General features: G+C 63.6%; 20 protein-coding genes and 1 riboswitch. Of the genes, 7 read left to right on the forward strand and 13 right to left on the reverse strand.

All coding sequences use genetic code 11. The annotated features are described in order from the left end of the window. Positions 1–3: 3 nt before the first annotated feature. From AC0IW7_RS21135 to AC0IW7_RS21145, 3 genes are read right to left on the reverse strand one after another with little or no spacing between them, the layout of a single operon-like run. On the reverse strand, positions 4–753 hold the full coding sequence (locus tag AC0IW7_RS21135; protein ID WP_471820626.1) for a methyltransferase domain-containing protein: 750 nt from the start codon (positions 751–753) through the stop codon (positions 4–6). Further along, positions 750–1,055, reverse strand: a complete 306-nt coding sequence (locus AC0IW7_RS21140) for a nucleotide pyrophosphohydrolase (protein ID WP_122493460.1) — start codon at positions 1,053–1,055, stop codon at positions 750–752. The genes AC0IW7_RS21135 and AC0IW7_RS21140 overlap by 4 nt, the downstream gene beginning before the upstream one ends. A gap of 39 nt (positions 1,056–1,094) precedes the next feature. Next, positions 1,095–1,946 carry a MaoC family dehydratase gene (locus AC0IW7_RS21145; RefSeq protein ID WP_471820628.1) on the reverse strand — a complete coding sequence of 284 codons (852 nt, stop codon included), beginning with the start codon at positions 1,944–1,946 and terminating at the stop codon, positions 1,095–1,097. 184 nt (positions 1,947–2,130) lie between these two features. Between AC0IW7_RS21145 and AC0IW7_RS21150 the strand changes: the two genes are divergently transcribed. After that, complete coding sequence (locus tag AC0IW7_RS21150; protein ID WP_471820630.1) at positions 2,131–3,126, forward strand: AraC family transcriptional regulator; 996 nt, start codon at positions 2,131–2,133, stop codon at positions 3,124–3,126. Positions 3,127–3,136: 10 nt separating this feature from the next. Here AC0IW7_RS21150 and AC0IW7_RS21155 read toward each other — a convergent pair whose 3' ends face one another. Then, positions 3,137–4,489, reverse strand: coding sequence for a 3-oxoacyl-ACP reductase (locus AC0IW7_RS21155; RefSeq protein ID WP_471820632.1), 1,353 nt, complete (start codon positions 4,487–4,489; stop codon positions 3,137–3,139). Positions 4,490–4,658: 169 nt separating this feature from the next. On the opposite strand from AC0IW7_RS21155, the gene AC0IW7_RS21160 reads away from it, so the two are divergent. Beyond that, positions 4,659–5,936, forward strand: a complete 1,278-nt coding sequence (locus AC0IW7_RS21160; RefSeq protein WP_463551321.1) for an acetyl-CoA C-acetyltransferase — start codon at positions 4,659–4,661, stop codon at positions 5,934–5,936. 173 nt (positions 5,937–6,109) lie between these two features. On the opposite strand, the gene AC0IW7_RS21165 is transcribed toward AC0IW7_RS21160, so the two are convergent. The 5 genes from AC0IW7_RS21165 to AC0IW7_RS21185 form a co-directional block, all read right to left on the reverse strand. Next, positions 6,110–6,793, reverse strand: a complete 684-nt coding sequence (locus AC0IW7_RS21165) for an OmpW/AlkL family protein (RefSeq protein ID WP_471820633.1) — start codon at positions 6,791–6,793, stop codon at positions 6,110–6,112. Between the two features lie 126 nt (positions 6,794–6,919). Next, positions 6,920–7,450 carry a DUF3299 domain-containing protein gene (locus AC0IW7_RS21170; protein ID WP_471820635.1) on the reverse strand — a complete coding sequence of 177 codons (531 nt, stop codon included), beginning with the start codon at positions 7,448–7,450 and terminating at the stop codon, positions 6,920–6,922. A 33-nt stretch (positions 7,451–7,483) separates the two neighbouring features. Further along, positions 7,484–8,749 (reverse strand): ABC transporter permease, encoded by a 1,266-nt coding sequence (locus AC0IW7_RS21175; RefSeq protein ID WP_471820637.1) that lies wholly within the window; start codon positions 8,747–8,749, stop codon positions 7,484–7,486. Position 8,750: 1 nt separating this feature from the next. Beyond that, on the reverse strand, positions 8,751–9,461 hold the full coding sequence (locus AC0IW7_RS21180) for an ABC transporter ATP-binding protein (RefSeq protein WP_471820638.1): 711 nt from the start codon (positions 9,459–9,461) through the stop codon (positions 8,751–8,753). Between the two features lie 98 nt (positions 9,462–9,559). Then, positions 9,560–10,189, reverse strand: coding sequence for a DUF2796 domain-containing protein (locus tag AC0IW7_RS21185; RefSeq protein WP_471820640.1), 630 nt, complete (start codon positions 10,187–10,189; stop codon positions 9,560–9,562). A gap of 129 nt (positions 10,190–10,318) precedes the next feature. On the opposite strand from AC0IW7_RS21185, the gene AC0IW7_RS21190 reads away from it, so the two are divergent. Beyond that, the gene (locus tag AC0IW7_RS21190; RefSeq protein WP_471820641.1) at positions 10,319–10,669 is read left to right on the forward strand and encodes a hypothetical protein; all 351 of its coding nucleotides are present in this window, start codon (positions 10,319–10,321) and stop codon (positions 10,667–10,669) included. Between the two features lie 10 nt (positions 10,670–10,679). Here the strand turns inward: AC0IW7_RS21190 and trxA are convergent, their stop codons facing one another. Further along, positions 10,680–11,552 (reverse strand): thioredoxin, encoded by an 873-nt coding sequence (trxA, locus tag AC0IW7_RS21195; RefSeq protein ID WP_471820643.1) that lies wholly within the window; start codon positions 11,550–11,552, stop codon positions 10,680–10,682. 126 nt (positions 11,553–11,678) lie between these two features. Further along, positions 11,679–12,695, reverse strand: a complete 1,017-nt coding sequence (locus AC0IW7_RS21200) for an XdhC family protein (protein WP_471820645.1) — start codon at positions 12,693–12,695, stop codon at positions 11,679–11,681. A 136-nt stretch (positions 12,696–12,831) separates the two neighbouring features. On the opposite strand from AC0IW7_RS21200, the gene AC0IW7_RS21205 reads away from it, so the two are divergent. Together AC0IW7_RS21205 and AC0IW7_RS21210 are read left to right on the forward strand one after the other, a co-directional pair. Further along, positions 12,832–13,413 (forward strand): nucleotidyltransferase family protein, encoded by a 582-nt coding sequence (locus tag AC0IW7_RS21205; protein ID WP_471820647.1) that lies wholly within the window; start codon positions 12,832–12,834, stop codon positions 13,411–13,413. A 94-nt stretch (positions 13,414–13,507) separates the two neighbouring features. Beyond that, entirely contained in the window at positions 13,508–14,290 is a 783-nt protein-coding gene (locus AC0IW7_RS21210; protein ID WP_471820649.1) for a hypothetical protein, read from the forward strand. Here AC0IW7_RS21210 and AC0IW7_RS21215 read toward each other — a convergent pair. After that, on the reverse strand, positions 14,287–14,940 hold the full coding sequence (locus tag AC0IW7_RS21215) for a class I SAM-dependent methyltransferase (protein WP_471820651.1): 654 nt from the start codon (positions 14,938–14,940) through the stop codon (positions 14,287–14,289). The genes AC0IW7_RS21210 and AC0IW7_RS21215 overlap by 4 nt on opposite strands. Next, positions 14,937–15,383 (reverse strand): YbaY family lipoprotein, encoded by a 447-nt coding sequence (locus AC0IW7_RS21220; RefSeq protein WP_471820653.1) that lies wholly within the window; start codon positions 15,381–15,383, stop codon positions 14,937–14,939. The genes AC0IW7_RS21215 and AC0IW7_RS21220 overlap by 4 nt, the downstream gene beginning before the upstream one ends. 124 nt (positions 15,384–15,507) lie before the next feature. On the opposite strand from AC0IW7_RS21220, the gene nrdR reads away from it, so the two are divergent. Beyond that, positions 15,508–15,972, forward strand: a complete 465-nt coding sequence (gene nrdR / locus AC0IW7_RS21225; protein ID WP_162998791.1) for a transcriptional regulator NrdR — start codon at positions 15,508–15,510, stop codon at positions 15,970–15,972. After that, a complete protein-coding gene (gene ribD, locus AC0IW7_RS21230) occupies positions 15,973–17,106 on the forward strand; it encodes a bifunctional diaminohydroxyphosphoribosylaminopyrimidine deaminase/5-amino-6-(5-phosphoribosylamino)uracil reductase RibD (protein WP_471820654.1) in 1,134 nt (377 codons plus the stop codon). An 88-nt stretch (positions 17,107–17,194) separates the two neighbouring features. Beyond that, positions 17,195–17,356, forward strand: a riboswitch (FMN riboswitch). Positions 17,357–17,392 lie beyond the last annotated feature (36 nt).

Below are 17,392 nucleotides of genomic sequence, written 5' to 3' on the forward strand. Positions count from 1 at the left end.
GCGTTACAGCGGGCGGCAAATCCAATGCAGGTAGCGGCCGAGGCCCATGAAACTCGGGTGGCGACGGTGAGCCAGTTCCATTTCCAGCAGGTCGAGCAACTGCGCTTTGTGCTGAAAGTCGCTCGGCATGTAGTCGTGAAAAACCCGCACGCCGCTCTGGCTTTCGACTCGCCAAGCCGTGGCGAGTTGCGTCGCCAGTTCGCGTGGGTCCAGGGGCATCTGCGGCGTGAAGCTTTGTTTCTCGCCGGCGAATTCTTCTTTGCGCAATTTGCGGAAATGGCCTTTGAGCAAGTTGCGGTAGATCAGCGCGTCTTTGTTGTAGAAGGCCAGCGACAGCCAGCCGCCCGGCGCCGTGAGCTGGTGCAGCACCGGCAGAATGGCATGGGGCTCGGCGAGCCATTCCAGCACGGCGTGGCACACCACGAGGTCGTAGCGGTCGGTGAGTTGGCCGAGCAAATCTTGCCATGGCGCCTGGATGAATTCGGCCTGTACTCCCGCTGCGGCGAAGCGTTCGCGGGCGCCTTGCAGCATCGGTTCTGCCGGCTCGGTAACGGTGACGTGGTGGCCCCGTTCAGCCAGCCACAACGACATATGGCCAAGCCCGGCGCCGATATCCAGAACTCGCAGCGGGCGGTCGGGCAGCGCTTCGGCCAGGTCAGCCTGGAGCACGGCCAGGCGAATGGCGCCTTTGGCGCCGCCATAAATTTTCTCGGCGAAGCGGGTGGCCAATTCGTCGAAGTGGCGATCACTCATTTGGCGAACCGCCGCTCGTTGTCGGCAAGTTTGGCGCGCACCACCTCATTCATGTCGAGGCCGAGTTCGCTGCACATCAGCAACAGATACAGCACGACGTCGCCAATTTCCTGGCCGGCATGGGCGAGTTTTTCAGCCGGAAGCTGGCGCGACTCGTCCTCGCTTAGCCATTGAAAAATCTCCACCAGTTCGGCCATTTCCACACTGGCGGCCATGGCCAGGTTTTTCGGGCTGTGGAAACCGCGCCAGTCGTTGGCGTCACGAATGGCGTGCAGGCGGGTGGTGAGTTCGTCGAGGTTCATGCGGCGCTCCGGGCAGAAGGGCCGCATTGTTTCATGGGGCTAGATCAGTCGCCAGCTACCGCTCATGTGCGGCATGTCGTGGTTGCCCACCAGCTTGAACTGGCCGCTGCTGGCCGGGTTGCTCGCTTGTAGGGTGACGGCACTGGGCAGCAGCACTGGTTTTTGAAAGCGCACATCGACCACATAGCCGGAGGCCGGCAAACGCTCGCCGAGCGCGGCCAGGGCGCGTCCCTTGTTCCATAAACCATGTGCAATGGCGCGGGGGAATCCGAACAGCTTGGCGCTCAGGGCTGACAGGTGAATCGGGTTGTAATCGCCCGCCACGGCGGCGTAGCGGCGGCCGATGTCGGCGGGCGCTTGCCAGTGGGCAATGTCTTCCAGCGGCAAGGTAATTTCTTCGCTGCGTTCGGCCGGCTGCCCCGACAGTTTCACCCCACGGCAGAGGATGCGGCTGTCGCCTTCCCACAGCAGGCCGAGCTGGTCTTCCAGGCGAGTGACCAGGCTGAACACGGCGCCTTTTTCGTGTGGCTGCAGATTGTCCACATGCACGCTGGCAATGAACGGCCCCATGCCGCCCAAAGGCCGCACGCCACGGATGCGGTTTTCCAAATGCACCAGGCCGAGCAAGGGAAACGGAAAACTGCTGTCGGTCAGCAGCTGCATTTGCAAGGGAAACGCCAGAATGTGTGGATAAACGGGCGGCAAATGGCCGTCGTCGTTGAGGCCGCAGAGCTGGCGATACCGCCCAAGTTTCTTCGCCTCCACGTTTACGGCGCAGCGCAAACCCAGGTCCGGCAAGGTCTGCCCACGCACGCCCCGGCGCACGGCGGCACGCGCGAACAAGCCCGGCAGGGCAGGGGTGGCGGGTAGGTCGAGCCACGTGGTGGTCATAAGCATCCTCCTGATTTTCACAAAAACCGCGAATGCCAGCAGCTTAGACTGCCAACGCCGTGCCACATTGGCCGCTCGGCCCGAGCTGCCGGCAGGCCAGCCAATCGGCAAATGTGCGGCCTTGAGCCTGCGGGGCAAAACTGCCTAAGATGGCCGCGCCTCACGAACCTATAAGAATCCTAAAATGACGCGTGATCTGACCGACGATGTGGCGCTGATGCGCCCGGTGATCGACGCCCTGCGGGCCAGCGGAACCGATCCTGATCGGGTGCTGGCGCGGGTCGGGTTGCCGCCTGGTGGCTTGCCTGCCGGGCGCTTTCCCCATTCGGCGCAGGCGTTGTTCTGGAAAGCCGCCAGCGAAGAGTGTGGCGAAGAGGATGTCGGCCTGTACCTGGCCCAGCACCTGCCTGCCTTCCACGGTCTGCTGCTGGAGTACCTGTTTCTCTCCAGCGAAACCTTCGGCGACGGCCTACGCCATGCTTTGCGCTACGTGCGCTTACTCTCCGACACCCTGAACGCACGCCTGGATGTTGACGGCGACCTCGCGACGCTGGAGCTGGGTATGCCGGCCGGCGTGCCCCGGCACTTCCCCGAAATGCTTGCCGGCGCGGTGATTCGCTTATTTGCCGCGCTGACCGAAGACAAATTCAAGCCGCGTCTGGTGCAACTTATCCACAGCGAAGGCGCCGCGCCCACTCGTTACCTCGAGGTGTACGGTTGCCCGGCGCAATTGGGCGCCGACCGCTACGCGCTCCAATTCGACGCCGATGTGCTTGATCACGCTTCGCGCCACGCCGCGCCTGAGCTGCTGCGCATGCACGAGTCGCTGGCGCGCCGGCAGTTGGCCGAAGTGGAACGGCTGGACCTGGTCCGCCAGGTGCGCGAATTGATCGGCGAGTTGCTGGTCGACAGCGGCGCCACGCTCGAACAAGTGGCGGGCCGCCTGAATATGCCGCCCCGGCGCCTGCGCGAGCGCCTGGCCATGGCCGGCGTGCGCTTCAACGACCTGGTGACCGACTACCGCTGCCGGCTGGCGAAAGAGCTGCTGCTCAAGACTGACGAGCGCATCGAAGTGATCGTCGAACGCACCGGTTTTTCCGAACCCAGCACCTTCTACCGCGCCTTCAAACGCTGGGTTGGCGAAACCCCCGTTGAGTTCAGAAAGCGCGGCAAGTCCTGATCCTGCCAGGTTACGCGCCGAGCAAACTCTGCCCGCACACGCGCAGCACCTGGCCACTCACGCCGCCGCTGGTGGGCTGGGCAAACCAGGCCACGGCCTCGGCGACATCCTGCGGCAAGCCGCCTTGGCCCATCGAGTTCATACGCCGCCCGGCTTCACGAATGGTCAGCGGAATGGCGGCGGTCATTTGCGTTTCGATAAAGCCCGGCGCCACGGCGTTGATGCTGATGCCGCGCTTGGCCAGGGCCGGCGCCCAGGCCGCCGCCAGGCCGATCAAGCCCGCCTTGCTCACTGCATAGTTACTCTGGCCCATGTTGCCGGCGATGCCGCTGATGGAGGCGAGCAGCACGACGCGGCCGTTGTCGTTGAGCTTGCCGCCGTCGAGCAAGGCTTTGGTGAGAATTTCCGGGGCGCGCAAGTTGACGTCGATGACCGAATCCCAGAACGCTTCGCTCATTTTTGCCAAGGTTTTATCGCGGGTAATGCCGGCGTTGTGCACCACGATATCGACGCCATCTGGCAAGGCGGCGAGCAATTGTTCGGCGGCGTCCGGCGCGCAGATATCCAGCGCCACGCTGCGTCCGCCCAGGCGGGCGGCGAGGGCGTCGAGCGCTTCTTTCATGGCGGGAACATCCAGCAGCACCACGCTGGCGCCGTCGCGGGCCAGGGTTTCGGCGATGGAGGCGCCAATGCCACGGCTGGCGCCGGTCACCAGTGCCGTTTTGCCGCCGAGCGGGCGGCTCCAGTCGTTCACCTGAGCGCTGTTGGCATTCAAACGCACCACTTGCCCGGAGACGTACGCGCTTTTAGGCGACAGGAAAAACCGCAGCGCGCCTTCCAATTGGTCTTCGGCGCCCTTGCTTACGTACAGCAACTGCACGCTGCCGCCACGGCGGATTTCCTTGCCGAGGGAGCGGGTGAACCCCTCCAGTGAGCGCTGGGCGCTGGCGGCGAACGGATCTTTCAGCGACTCCGGTGCACGGCCCAACACCACCACGCGCGGACACAGATCAAGCCCTTTGAGCGCCGGCTGGAAAAACGCACGCAGCTGTTTCAGTTCATCGGCCGAGGTGATGGCGCTGGCGTCGAAAACCAGCGCTTTGAGCTTGGGGCCGTGTTCGGCAGTCCAGCGGCTAAGGCCGAACAGGCTGTCTTCGCTGGCAAAAGCCTGATCGGTGAGGCGGTTGAGAAACGTGCTGGCGGCTTCTGCCAACACGCCGCCATTGATCAGCAGCGCCCCGTCGACTGGCCGCATGCGCCCGGCCGTCCAGCGCTCCAGGCGCACCGGCGAGGGCAGGCCGAGTGCGCCGACCAGGCGGCGACCGGTGGGGGAGTTGGCGAAGTTCAGGTAACGATCAGACATGGCAGAAGGCTCCAGCAGGAGAATCAAATGTAGGCTCACTCTACGCAGACCGACAGCGCGCGCAATTGACCGCGCCGCTTGCGGCACTGGCAAGGCGGCCAATGCGACAACGTCCGGGCAAGCTAGTCTTGGCGTAGCTTGTGACCAGGTTTTTCTCAAGGAGTCTCACATGACCCAGCTGCGCCGGGTCGCCATTGTCGGCGGCAACCGTATTCCCTTCGCCCGTTCCAATACCGTGTACGCCACCACCAGCAACCAGGAAATGCTCACCGCTGCCCTGGAAGGTTTGATCGAGCGTTACAAACTGCACGGCGAGATCATCGGTGAGGTGGTGGCTGGCGCGGTGCTCAAGCATTCGCGCGACTTCAACCTGACCCGCGAGTGCGTGCTGGGCTCGCGCCTGGCGCCTGAAACCCCGGCCTATGACATTCAGCAGGCCTGCGGCACCGGACTGGAAGCGGCGATTCTGGTGGCCAACAAAATCGCCTTGGGACAAATCGACAGCGCCATTGCCGGCGGCGTGGACACCACCTCCGATGCGCCGATCGGCGTGAACGAAGGCCTGCGCAAAATTCTGCTGCAAGCCAACCGCGCCAAGAGCACGGGCGACAAAGTCAAAGCGCTGCTGCAGATTCGCCCGCATCACCTGGCGCCGCATATTCCGCGCAATGGTGAGCCGCGCACGGGGCTGTCGATGGGCGAACATTGCGAACTGATGGCGCAAACCTGGTCGATCCCGCGCGACGAACAAGACCAGCTCGCCGTCGCCAGTCACCAAAAATTGGCCGCCGCCTACGCAGAGGGCTGGCAAGACGATTTGCTTACGCCGTACCTGGGCCTGACCCGCGACCAGAACCTGCGCGCCGACATCAGTCTGGAAAAACTCTCGACCCTGAAACCGGTATTCGAGAAAGGCCCGCGCGGCACCCTGACCGCCGCCAACTCGACACCACTCACCGACGGCGCCTCGGTTGTGCTGCTGGCCAGCGAGGAGTGGGCCAAGGCGCGCGGGTTGCCGATTCTTGCCTACTTCCGTGACGGCGAAGCGGCGGCGGTGGATTTCGTCGACGGCAAAGAAGGGCTGCTGATGGCGCCGGTGTACGCCGTGCCACGCCTGCTCAAACGCAACGGCCTGACCTTGCAGGACTTCGATTACTACGAAATTCACGAAGCGTTCGCCGCGCAGGTGCTGTGCACGCTCAAAGCCTGGGAAGACGCCGACTACTGCAAAACCCGCCTCGGCCTGGACGCGCCGTTGGGCTCGATTGATCGCAGCAAAATGAATGTGAAGGGCAGCTCGTTGGCGGCCGGCCATCCGTTCGCGGCCACGGGTGGGCGCATCGTCGCGAACTTGGCGAAGCTGCTTTCGGTGGCTGAAAGCGGGCGCGGCTTGATTTCCATTTGTGCCGCTGGCGGGCAGGGTGTGACTGCAATCATCGAGAAGTGATCTAACCCCTGCTCGCGCAATTCAGCGCGCGGGCAGGATGTAGCAACTCCGTGATTCTCTTCCCCGTAAGAGCAGCGGCATCGCCTTGGCGGTGCCGCTTTTTTTTTGCCCGCCGCTAAACGGCGGACATGAAAAAGGCGCCTGTCGAGGCGCCTTTTTTCGTGTTGCGGTGGTCAGAACTTGTAGCCGAGACCCACCATGTAAACCCATGGATCGACGTCTACATCAACCTTCACTTTGTCGCCAGCCAGGTAGGTGGTGCCTGTGGTGTCGATGTCGATGTAGCGAACCTGGGCGTTGAGCATGATCTTGTCGGTCAGCATGTAGTCCATACCGACTTGGCCTGCCAGGCCCCACGAATCTTTCATGTCCAGACTACTGAAGCCTTTGCTTTCGGCTTCGCTGCTGAGTTTGTCGTCGAAGAACCAGGTGTAGTTGATGCCGGCGCCAACGTAGGGTTGGAATGCCGATTTGCTCTCCATCGGGTAGTACACAAGGCTCAGGGTCGGCGGCAGGTGCTTCAGACTACCGAGCTTGCCGTTCAGACCTGCGAAGGCGCCGGGCATGCCTTTCACGCCGACGTCGTGGCTGAACGGAGTGGCGGCGAGCAATTCGATGCCGAGCTGAGGGGTAACCATGTACGCAAAGTTCAGGCCCAGCTGCGTGTTGCTATCGAGGGTGGCCTTGCTGCCGTCGACCTTGCCGAGCACTGAGTGATCGATACGGCCGCTGTTTTCGTGCGGGTCAACGGTAATGGCGCCAGCGCGCAGAATGATGTCGCCGGCCTCGTAGGCATGAGCTACCGGGGAGATCAGCGCCACCGCCAGCAGAGAGGCGGCGAACAGGGCCTTGGACATGGGGAGTACTCCTTCGTGACTAACGTTTGAATGGCGTCAGTATCGAAGGATGCGTAGCTGGCTATCTTGATTTGGGACAATGAATTGATGCACGCCTTGTCGGGTGCGTTTTGAGACGAGGCCTACTCAGCTATCGGGTGTTTCATACGGATAGATTTTGCTCGCGTCCATCTGGTAACCCGCGTCGGCCAGCTCGCTGGTGCTGTTCTTCACTTGCAAGGGGCCTTCGACCCAAAACGGCTGATACAGCGCGTCCATCAGCACGCCCAGCTCGCTGGTCACGTGCACGATCTGGTTGGAAGGCGGTGGCGGCACATGGATGCAGGCGCCGAAATAGGGCACCAACAGAAACTCGGTCACGCGGCCTTCTTCGCTGACTTCCAGAGGCACGATATAGCCCGGCAATTTCACCTGCTGACCATCCAGCGCTGGCACCACCGGCGCGTCGGGCGATTGCTGTTTGGCCGCCGGTGCCTGCTCAGCGGCCAGCGCATCGGCGAGCTGAGACAAGTCGTGCATGGGCGCGGCCGGCTGGGTGGCAACCGGGGCGTCGGGCGGCACCATTTCCGACCAGGTGAGTTCGCGCACATCGGCGGCCCAGGCGCTGAGCGTCAGCAGCGGCGCCAACAGCAGGGCGGTGAAGAACGGGCGCAACATGGTCGGAATCCTTAAACGGTTACAAGGGTTGAGCTACACGCGGATGGACAGGCCATCTGCCAGCGATTGTCGGTACGCACGCCAGGCCGGAATCGCGCCCATCAGCAGCGCGGCGCCGAGAATGCCACCCAGCAGCGTCCATTCATACGCACTCGGCAGGGCCAGTGGCAGGAAGATGCCGTAGTTGGCCTGCACGTAGCCTTGCGCGGCGCCGATGCCAACGTACAGCAACAGCGTGCCGAGCACGACGCCGGAGCATGCCAGAGCGAAGGCTTCGAGCACCAGCAAACTGGCGATATGCCAAGGCCGCGCGCCGACTGAACGGAGAATCGCCATCTCCCGACGGCGCTCGTTCAGACTGGTAAGAATGGCCGTGAGCATGCCGATCAGGCCGGTAATCACCACGAACAGCGACACCACAAATAACGCTTTTTCAGCCGTACCCATCAAGCTCCACAACTCTTGCAGCGCCACGCCCGGCAGGATCGCCAGCAGCGGCTCGCCACGAAATTCATTGATTTCACGCTGCATGCTGAACGTAGCAATCTTGTTGTTCAGGCCGAGCATAAAGGCGGTGATCGCTTGCGGTGTGAGGTCCATGTTGCGCGCCTGGTCGGCGCTGATGCGCCCGGCACCGCGCGCGGGCACGCCGTTTTTCCAGTCGATGTGCAGCGCTTCCATGCCGCCGAGGCTGATGTGCAAGGTGCGGTCTACCGGCGTGCCGGTGCGCTGCAAAATGCCGACGACGGTGAACGGTTTGTCGTCGTGTTTGACCAGGCTGATGCTGGCCACGCCGTGGGCCAGCACGATTTTTTCACCGAGTTTGTACTTCAGCGCATCTGCCACTTCGGCACCGAGTACCACCTCGAACGGGTCGGTGTCGAACGCGCGGCCGCTGCCCAGCTGCAGCGCCTGGCCGCGGCCATAGTGGTAATGCTCAAAGTACGCGCCGGTGGTGCCCATCACGCGGTAGCCACGGTGCGAGTCGCCAAGCGACATGGGGATGGCCCACTTCACCTGTTTGCTGTTGGCGAAGTGTTCGAAGCTGTCCCAGCGAATATTGTTGGTGGCGTTGCCGATGCGAAACACCGAATACAGCAGCAAGTTGATCGAGCCGGAGCGCGCGCCCACGACCAGGTCGGTGCCGCTGATGGTGCTGGCGAAACTGGCGCGCGCTTCGGTGCGCACGCGCTCAACGGCCAGCAGCAAGCACACCGACAGGGCGATGGCGAATACGGTGAGCAGGGCGGTAAAGCGGCGGTTGGCCAGGCTGGCCATGGCGAGGCGGAACAAATACATCTCAAACCTCCGCAGCGGACGAAACCGCGCGATTGAGTTCGGCCAAAGACAGGTGGCGGTCAAACAGCGGCGCCAGGCTTTGGTCGTGGCTAACAAAAAGCAGGCTGGAACCGGCTGCGCGGCATTCGGCGAACAGCAACTGCAAGAACCCCTCGCGGGCGTCGGCATCCAGTGCCGAAGTCGGTTCGTCGGCAATTACCAGTTCCGGTTGGCCGATCAAGGCACGCGCTGCCGCCACCCGTTGTTGCTGCCCGATGGACAGCGAATCGGCGCGCCGCTCAAGCAGTTCATCCTTCAACCCCAAATGCGCCAAGAGCGCGCCGGCGGCCTGGTGCACGCTGCCGTGGCGCTGCTTGGCGCGCTGAGTGCGCAGTTTGGAAAAGTGGCACGGCAATTCAACGTTTTCGCGTACCGACAGAAACGGCAGCAGGTTGAATTGCTGAAAGATGTAGCCGGTGTGGTCGACGCGGAAATGATCGCGGGCACCGGCCGACAGTTCGGCCAGCTCCTGCCCCAATAACGTGATGCTGCCGCGACTGGGTTTCTGCACACCGCCGAGCAAACCCAGCAGCGTGGTTTTGCCGCTGCCGCTGGGGCCTTTGAGGAACAAAGTTTCACCGGGGGCGAGGTGAAAGGCCGGAATATCGAGTAATTCTGCTTGGCCAGGCCAGGCGAAACCAAGGTCACGGAGGAGCAGAAGGGGCGCTGTCATGGGCGGGCATCTTTAAGGACGTGGGGCGAAATCGAAGCCGCCCGCCCTCATGTGCATGGGGGCGGGCGGCTGCCGCTGGCTGTTAGAGCGCGGCCGAATCAGAAGTTCAGGCGTGGGCTTTTTTCGCTGAGTTCCGCGCCTTGCTGGCCGTTCGGGCCGATCAATTGTGCTTGAACCTGATGCAGCGAGGGGAAGCGTTTGAACAGCGGCGCAAGGTCGAGGCTGGTCAGGGCTTGCGGGGCGGCGCAGTTCAGTTGATAGCTGGCGTGGATCTCGCTGTGGTGATGTTCGTGCTCATGTTCATCGCCATCACCGGCGGCATGCTCGTCGTGGTCGTGGTCGTGGTCGTGGTCGTGGTCTTCGTCATCGGCGTCTGGCTTGTCGCCGAATAACGGGCTGTGCAGCTTCACGGAGGTCACGCTGCACTTTGCCGCAGCCGGCAGGCCGAACAGGCTCAGGGGTTTTTCCAGATCCGCCCGCGCGGCGGCGACGGTGGCTTGGTCCACGGCCACTTTGGCAACGTGCTCGAACCCCACAAGGTTCATCGACGGGTTTTCCAGCTCCAACTCCAGCGTGTTGCCATCCAGCGCCGCGTTCAAGCGGCCGACACCGTGTTCGTGGGTGCCGAGGCTGGCGTGCTCTTCAACATGGTCATCGTGACTGTCAGCGGCTTGAGCAATAGCCAGCGGCAACAGGGCAAACGGCAGAGCGAGCAGCAAACGGCGCATGAAGGGAAACTCCGGCAAAACGGCTGAATTGAGATGTTATGTTATAACTCAAATTGCCGCTTGCCTAGCCTGCTTGGAGAACGACTGCACCCGTGGGAGCATGGCCGCACTTTTGTCGGAGGGCGTGGAATGGTGCGTATCAAAGGAACAATCGGCGCGTGGCCGGTCGATCTGACCCTGGAGCTGGATCCGCAAGACTGGGCGCAACTCGCCGCCCATTTGCCCGTTCAGCCGGTGGCCGAGCAAGCCAAACCCGCCGCGACGGCAGCGGCCCACTCGCCAGACGACAAACAATGGTTGGTGGTGCAGGAGTTGGTGCGCAGCGCCGGCAGTATCGATGGGCCCACGTTGCTGGGCGAGTTGCAGGCGCTAACCGGCAATGCCAGCGCCGCCAAGCGTTTGCTGGTGCGCTTGCGGCATTCGGCGCTGGTAGACGTGGAAGCCGGCGCAGATGCGCCGGTGTATCGCTGGCTCGGTTAAGGCGCGACGGTTAATACAGCGCTTGATACAGCTTGCGGCGGAACAGCGTAACCAACGGGTTGTCGTTGCCCAGCAAGTCGAACACCTGCAACAAGGTTTTGTGCGGCACGCCATCGCCATAGGTGCGATTACGCACGAACAGCTTCATCAGCGCGTCGAGCGCCGGCTCGTATTGCTGACGGGCCAGTTGCTGAATCGCCAGTTGATAAATCGCCTCATCATCTTCGGCGTTCTGGGCCAAGCGCGCTTTTAGCGCGGCGGCGTCTGGCAGGTCGGCAGCCTGACGCAAGAACGTCAGCTGCGCACGGGCGCTGGCCAGGTCTTGCTTGTGGCTGTCGCCCTTCACCGCATCCAGCACGGTTTGCGCTTCGCTCAATTCGCCACGCTCCGCCAGGCAGCGGGCATACAGAATCAGCGCGGCTGGCTTTTCGCTGTCAGCGGCAAGAATTTCGCGCAGCAGATTTTCCGCATCGCCAATGCGCCCTTCGGCGAACAGCGCTTGTGCGGTTTCAAACGGGTCAGCGGCCAGCGGCGCCGGTTCCGCCACGTGGGGCTGGAGAATGGCGCGAATCGCCGATTCCGGCTGCGCACCCTGAAAGCCATCAACCGGCTGACCATTCTTGAACAGCACCACCGTCGGCAGGCTGCGGATGCCGAAGCGGGCGACCACGTCGGGCTCCAGGTCGCAGTTCACCTTGGCCAGCAGCAGCTCGCCGCGATAGCCCTCGGCAATTTGCGCCAGCATTGGCATCAAGGCTTTGCACGGCGCGCACCACTCGGCCCAGAAGTCCACCAACACCGGCTTGTGGAACGAATTCTGGATCACCAGCTGGTCGAAGTTGGCCGTGCTGACGTCGAAAATATAGGGCGTGTCCTGGCTCATGCTTAGTCTCGAAACGCGAAAATGGGTAATGCTGGAATCGCTTCCCGCATCGGGCGTCAACTATAGGTGGGGACGCCCCTCGCTGAAAACCAGGGGCGCTCAGGTTGATTCGTTGCAATCAACGCATCAGGCGTTCACCGCCTCACGGCCAAGCCCGCGCGGCGTCAGGCTGGCGGCCAGTTGAGCGGCCGTCACGCCGTTGGCTACGCGCAGAATGTCGGCCATGACAGCCAGGGCGATTTCCGCCGGCGTCTTGCTGCCCAGATGCAGACCAATAGGCGCATGCACCCGTTGCAGGGCCGGGTCGGTCAATCCGCCGACGCGCGCCAGCCGCTCGCGACGCTTGCCGCTGGTGCGCTGTGAGCCCATGGCGCCGATATAAAACGCCTCGGTGCGCACCGCTTCCATGAGCGTAAGGTCGTCCAGGCGCGGGTCGTGAGTGAGGGCCACCACGGCGGTGGCGCGATGGCAGCCACCCTCGGCGATATACAGCGCGGGCAGCATCTCGACTACCTCAACGCCCGGCAGCGACACGCCTACCAGCACCTCGGCGCGCGGCTCGCACAGCACCACTTCGAAGCCCAGCGCCAGGGCAAAACTGGCGCAGTACTCCGCCACCGGCGACCAACCCGCCAGCAGCAAACGCTGCACCGCGCCCACTCGGATATGCACCTGAACCCCGAGTTGTTGCACCCGAGGCTGGCCCATGTTGCCCGAGGCCAAATAACGCTGCTGGCCGCCCAGCGTGACCACCCGTGTGAGCAGTTCGCCGCCCTCCAGCGCGCCTTCCAGCGCCGCCAGGTGTTCATCGGCCTGGGCATCGGCGGGCAGGTGTTCGAGCAGAATATCCAGCACGCCGCCGCAGGGCAGGGCGCGTGTCGGCGCCAGGCCGCCGTCGCCATAGCGCACCACTTGGTTCCGCGCATCGAAGCCGCCCGCGCACAATCGGGCGAGAAAGTCTTCTTCCACGCAGCCGCCAGAAAGCGAGCCTTTCAGCTCGCCGGAACTCAGCGCGACCAACATTGCGCCCGGCCCACGTGGCGCCGAGCCAAAGGTATTTAGCACCGTGCATAACCAAACGCCTCGCCCTTGGGCTAACCACGCGCGCGCCTGGCGGCATACCTGAATGTCCAGCGATTGCATGCTCGTGCCCTTGAAAGTGCTCTCGAAGTTATGAGCAGTTTGGGTCGGATCGGTTCGATCTAAACGCTCGCCGCCAGCGGCCATCCGCAGCGCGCTGCGATATGCTCGGTGCCATCGCAACCGTGGTGTGCCTCGAATGAAACCGTCGAACGTTGTCGGGCTGATGCTCGCCGCCGGCCAGTCAAAACGCTTCGGCGCCGATAAGCGCCAGGCCGTGTTGCCCTGCGGCCAGACGCTATTGGCCGCGAGCGTCAACGCCGCTGCCGAACAACTGACGGAGCTGTGGCTGGTCCTGCGCGCAGATGACGACGCGTCGCGGCTGCAACTGCCACCCGACATCAAGACAGTTTTCAGCGCAGCATCGATTGGCGGCATGGGCCACAGCTTGGCCGACGGCGTCACGGCCCTGATGCAAACCAGCGATGCCGACGCCGTCGCTATTCTGCTGGGCGACATGCCATGGATTCATCCCAGCACGTTCCGTCACCTGCTGGCGCAGGCCGATCCGCAACGGATCATCGTGCCGACGTTTAACGGGGAGCCCGGCCACCCGGTTATTTTCGGCCGCGCGTTCTGGCCGCAGCTGGTGCAGTTGAGCGGCGACAGCGGTGCGAAAGCGGTGCTGCAAGCCAATGCCAAGGTGCTTCGTCGGGTTGCCGTGGAAGATGCCGGCATCCTGCGTGACGTCGATACGCCTCAAGCCTTGATGACGCCTTAACACGTTCTTCACATTCGTCTTCTTAGACTGCGAGTCATCTGCGCAGACGCTCGGTTTTTCCGGCATCCAGGCGCCTTGTTTTGGACCTCCCGGCATGCTTGCCACGACACGTCGCGTTTTCAATTTTGTTGGCCTGGGAAAGGCTGCGGTGCTACTGGCGGCGGGTGTCGTCGTGGCAGGCGCGCTTTACGCCGATGCCGCCGGGCTGTTTTGGCGCAACTCCGCCATTGGTGATGGCGGGCTCGCTGGCGTGCTGGCGGCGGTGCTGGGCCTTGCCGCCTGGCGGGCATGGCGAGGGTCTGCGGCGCTGGCCATGGCGGTCGGGCTAGCGCTCGCGCTGGATGCGCTGGCGCTGCTGGGTTTTTTCGCGTTGTTCGAAGTGAATGCGGGCCCGTCCGCGTATGCCGTCGCGCTCGCCGTGGTCGGCGGTTCCTGGTTCGCCAAGCAACGCCTGTTCGCGCTGATCGTAGCGGCGTTGAACGGCCGCCAGCCCGACAGCCCGCTGTCGTTGTCGCGCCTGGCTAATTGCAGCGCTGTCGAGCTGCTGCAGCGCTGGCGCTACGGCGCGTTGGCGGCGCTACTGATCGCCGGCACGCTGGGAGCGGGGCCGCTTTCTGCTACCGAAGCCGGCGCCTTAGTTGCGGGCTTGCTCACCGCTACGGTTTCCACCTTGTGTATCGCCCCCGCCATCTGGCTCACGCTGCAACAACGGCACATGCCCACCGTGGTGCCAACCCGTTACCGCGCCGCGCTCAACAGCACGCCGTTTCTCGCGGCGCTGCTGGTGCTGCTGATGCTCGGCGTGAGTGGTTGGTTGTGGCTGCCGGCGCACGGGGCCGACAGCCTGGCGCCGCAGTTTGCCAGCCACGCCCGCTAACGGGCGGCGTGGTACAGGCTCACATAGCGAAATTCTTCCGGCTCGGCCAGATCCGGCCAGGTGCAGGCCTCGAGAATATCCAGGCGCCGGTACAGCGGGTGGTTGAAATCGCGCACCCGTGAGTCCGCGACCAAGGCTTCGCGGCCGCGACTGAGAAAGTGATCAAGCAAGGGCAGGTTGGCGCGGTCGTAAAGCACGTCGGCGACGATGATCAAATCGAAGCGGTCCGGTTCGGCAAAGAAGTCTGCCGAATACGTCAGCGACACGCCGTTGAGTTCAGCATTGGCGCGGCACGCGGCCAGCGCCACCGGATCGAGATCGCACGCCACCACCTCCACCGCGCCGGCCTTGGCCGCCGCGATGGCGGCAACGCCCGAACCGGCTCCGAAATCCAATACCCGTTTACCGGCGACCCACTCGGGGTGGTCGGCGAAAAAGCGCGCCAGGACCAATCCGCTGGCCCAGCAAAAGCACCAGTAGGGCGGGTCTTCGAGAATGCGGCGGGTTTCTTCTGGGCTGAAGGCGCGGTCCATGTTGTTGGCGTCAATCAGCCATAAACGCAGGTCGGTGCCGGGCAAGGTTTCGGCCACCAACTGCGCATCGCCAAGCAGTTCGCTCAGCGTTGCTTGCAGGTCAAACGGTGGCGTCATGGCGCGGTTTCGAAGCGCAGATTGCCGACCTGTTGGGTGCTGGGCGAGGTGATGCGCAACGGGTTTAGACGCAGGATCAACTGCGCCGACTGGGTCACGCGGCCATGCAGTTCAACGCGGGCATCGGCGGGGAAAGAGTCGGGGTTGAAGGGCAGGTGAAACGGCAACAAACGCCCGGTGCCCTGCACGCTGATGTTGCCCAGCAGTTGCTGCGGGCGGTCGCGTTCGTCGATTACCAGCAAGGCCAGTTCAACGTTGGCGCCGGCGGGCACGTCCAGCAAATTGCCGGTCAGTTCGCGCAGGTTGGCAGGCAGCGGCGCCGGCTCGGGCGCCGGTGCGGCGGTGGGTTTGCTGGCGGCGGGCGCAACGACGGGCGTCGGGGCTTCGCTGGCGCAGGCGGCGAGCAGCGAGAAGGCACAAAGCAGAACGAATGGGCGAAACATAGAGAATTCCATCAGCCGTGGCGCGAATGTGAGGCGGGCGCTTGTATACCGCAAAGTAGCTGGGTTGTCTTGCCAGTGGGATGCGCTACCATGGCCCCTCCTTCATTTTGTTGCCATTTATTTTATGCACTGTCCCTTCTGCGGCGCCAACGACACCAAGGTTATCGATTCGCGATTGGTCGCCGAGGGCGAACAGGTTCGCCGCCGCCGGGAATGCCTGGCCTGCGAAGAGCGTTTCACCACCTTTGAAACCGCCGAACTGGTGATGCCGCGCCTGATCAAGCAGGACGGCAGCCGGCAACCATTCGATGAAGAAAAGCTACGCGCCGGCATGCAACGCGCGCTGGAAAAACGCCCGGTCAGCATCGAGCGACTCGAAGCCGCCATCGCCCATATCAAACACAAGATGCGCGCCACGGGCGAGCGCGAAATCAAGTCGCGGGTGCTGGGGGAATTGGTCATGACCGAGCTGCAAAAGCTCGATGAAGTTGCCTATATCCGCTTCGCTTCCGTGTACCGCCGCTTCCAGGATCTCAACGAATTCCGCGAGGAAATTGACCGCCTGTCCCGCGAACCGGCGCAAGACTGAATGCCGACTTCCGAACAGGCCGTAGCCGACCCGCAATTCATGGCCCGCGCGCTGGAACTGGCGCGCAAAGGCATCTACTCCACCCATCCCAACCCGCGTGTCGGCTGCGTCATCGTCGCCAACGGCAAAATTGTCGGCGAAGGCTGGCACGCCCGCGCCGGTGAGCCCCACGCCGAAGTGCACGCCTTGCGCCAGGCCGGCGCCAAGGCGCAGGGCGCTACGGCTTACGTGACCCTTGAACCGTGCAGCCACCATGGCCGCACGCCGCCGTGTGCCGATGCGTTGGTGAATGCCGGCGTCGGCCGCGTGGTGGCGGCCATGCAAGACCCCAATCCCGAGGTGTCCGGGCGCGGTTTGCTGCGGTTGATGCAAGCTGGCATCACCGTGCACAGCGGCGTGATGGAAGCCGAAGCCCGTGCCTTGAACGCCGGCTTTATCAAGCGCATGGAAAAGGGCCTGCCGTTCGTGCGGGTGAAATTGGCCATGAGTCTGGACGGGCGCACGGCCATGGCCAGCGGCGAAAGCCAGTGGATTACCGGCCCGGCAGCGCGCGCCGCCGTGCAGCGCTTGCGCGCCCAGGCCAGCGTGGTGCTGACCGGCGCCGACACGGTGTTAGCCGATGGCGCGCGGCTGACCGTGCGCCCGGATGAACTGGGCCTGAACGCTGAACTCACCGCGCTGGCCATGACCCGTCCGCCATTGCGTGTGTTGGTCGACGGCCGCTTGCGCGTTCCGCTGAGCGCGCCGTTCTACCAGGCCGGCGCCGCGCTGGTCGCCACCTGCGCGGCGGCGTCTGCCCGCGACCGTTTCCTGGAAGAAGGCCACACGCTGCTGGCCATCCCCGGCAGCAATGGGCATGTCGACTTGCGCAAGCTGCTCGCCGAGCTGGCAGGCCAGGGCGTTAACGAAGTGTTGGTGGAGGCAGGTCCGCGCCTGGCGGGCGCCTTCGCGCGCTTGGGCCTGGTGGATGAATTCCAGCTGTTTGTGGCCGCCAAATTCCTCGGCTCCAGTGCTCGCCCCTTGCTGGACATGCCGCTGGCACGCATGGCCGAAGCCGCGCCGTTGAAGATTATCGAGATGCGCGCCGTGGGCGACGACTGGCGAATCATCGCCGTGCCGGATAAACCCAGCTGATCGGCTACGCAGCCATCTGAATGCCCCTACATAGATGCAATCAAACGGCGAGTTGTGGTAAAAACGCAGCCCAGCCATGCAGATGGCTGAACGTTCTCAGGGCGGGGTGCGATTCCCCACCGGCGGTAATGGCGCGCAATGCGCTTAGCCCGCGAGCGCTTGCGGCAGCCGACAACGGCAGCGGCAAGGTCAGCAGACTCGGTGTGATTCCGAGGCCGACGGTCATAGTCCGGATAAAGAGAGAACGGGATTGCCTGCCAGGGCCCACGCGTGCGTGCGCCCGTTT

Source organism: Pseudomonas sp. AC229 (assembly GCF_979254655.1).

Coding starts and splice junctions, on each gene's coding strand:
- AC0IW7_RS21135 (WP_471820626.1), bottom strand. CDS start 753: ATGAGTGATCGCCACTTCGACGAATTGGCCACCCGCTTCGCCGAGAAA.
- AC0IW7_RS21140 (WP_122493460.1), bottom strand. CDS start 1,055: ATGAACCTCGACGAACTCACCACCCGCCTGCACGCCATTCGTGACGCC.
- AC0IW7_RS21145 (WP_471820628.1), bottom strand. CDS start 1,946: ATGACCACCACGTGGCTCGACCTACCCGCCACCCCTGCCCTGCCGGGC.
- AC0IW7_RS21150 (WP_471820630.1), top strand. CDS start 2,131: ATGACGCGTGATCTGACCGACGATGTGGCGCTGATGCGCCCGGTGATC.
- AC0IW7_RS21155 (WP_471820632.1), bottom strand. CDS start 4,489: ATGTCTGATCGTTACCTGAACTTCGCCAACTCCCCCACCGGTCGCCGC.
- AC0IW7_RS21160 (WP_463551321.1), top strand. CDS start 4,659: ATGACCCAGCTGCGCCGGGTCGCCATTGTCGGCGGCAACCGTATTCCC.
- AC0IW7_RS21165 (WP_471820633.1), bottom strand. CDS start 6,793: ATGTCCAAGGCCCTGTTCGCCGCCTCTCTGCTGGCGGTGGCGCTGATC.
- AC0IW7_RS21170 (WP_471820635.1), bottom strand. CDS start 7,450: ATGTTGCGCCCGTTCTTCACCGCCCTGCTGTTGGCGCCGCTGCTGACG.
- AC0IW7_RS21175 (WP_471820637.1), bottom strand. CDS start 8,749: ATGTATTTGTTCCGCCTCGCCATGGCCAGCCTGGCCAACCGCCGCTTT.
- AC0IW7_RS21180 (WP_471820638.1), bottom strand. CDS start 9,461: ATGACAGCGCCCCTTCTGCTCCTCCGTGACCTTGGTTTCGCCTGGCCT.
- AC0IW7_RS21185 (WP_471820640.1), bottom strand. CDS start 10,189: ATGCGCCGTTTGCTGCTCGCTCTGCCGTTTGCCCTGTTGCCGCTGGCT.
- AC0IW7_RS21190 (WP_471820641.1), top strand. CDS start 10,319: ATGGTGCGTATCAAAGGAACAATCGGCGCGTGGCCGGTCGATCTGACC.
- trxA (WP_471820643.1), bottom strand. CDS start 11,552: ATGAGCCAGGACACGCCCTATATTTTCGACGTCAGCACGGCCAACTTC.
- AC0IW7_RS21200 (WP_471820645.1), bottom strand. CDS start 12,695: ATGCAATCGCTGGACATTCAGGTATGCCGCCAGGCGCGCGCGTGGTTA.
- AC0IW7_RS21205 (WP_471820647.1), top strand. CDS start 12,832: ATGAAACCGTCGAACGTTGTCGGGCTGATGCTCGCCGCCGGCCAGTCA.
- AC0IW7_RS21210 (WP_471820649.1), top strand. CDS start 13,508: ATGCTTGCCACGACACGTCGCGTTTTCAATTTTGTTGGCCTGGGAAAG.
- AC0IW7_RS21215 (WP_471820651.1), bottom strand. CDS start 14,940: ATGACGCCACCGTTTGACCTGCAAGCAACGCTGAGCGAACTGCTTGGC.
- AC0IW7_RS21220 (WP_471820653.1), bottom strand. CDS start 15,383: ATGTTTCGCCCATTCGTTCTGCTTTGTGCCTTCTCGCTGCTCGCCGCC.
- nrdR (WP_162998791.1), top strand. CDS start 15,508: ATGCACTGTCCCTTCTGCGGCGCCAACGACACCAAGGTTATCGATTCG.
- ribD (WP_471820654.1), top strand. CDS start 15,973: ATGCCGACTTCCGAACAGGCCGTAGCCGACCCGCAATTCATGGCCCGC.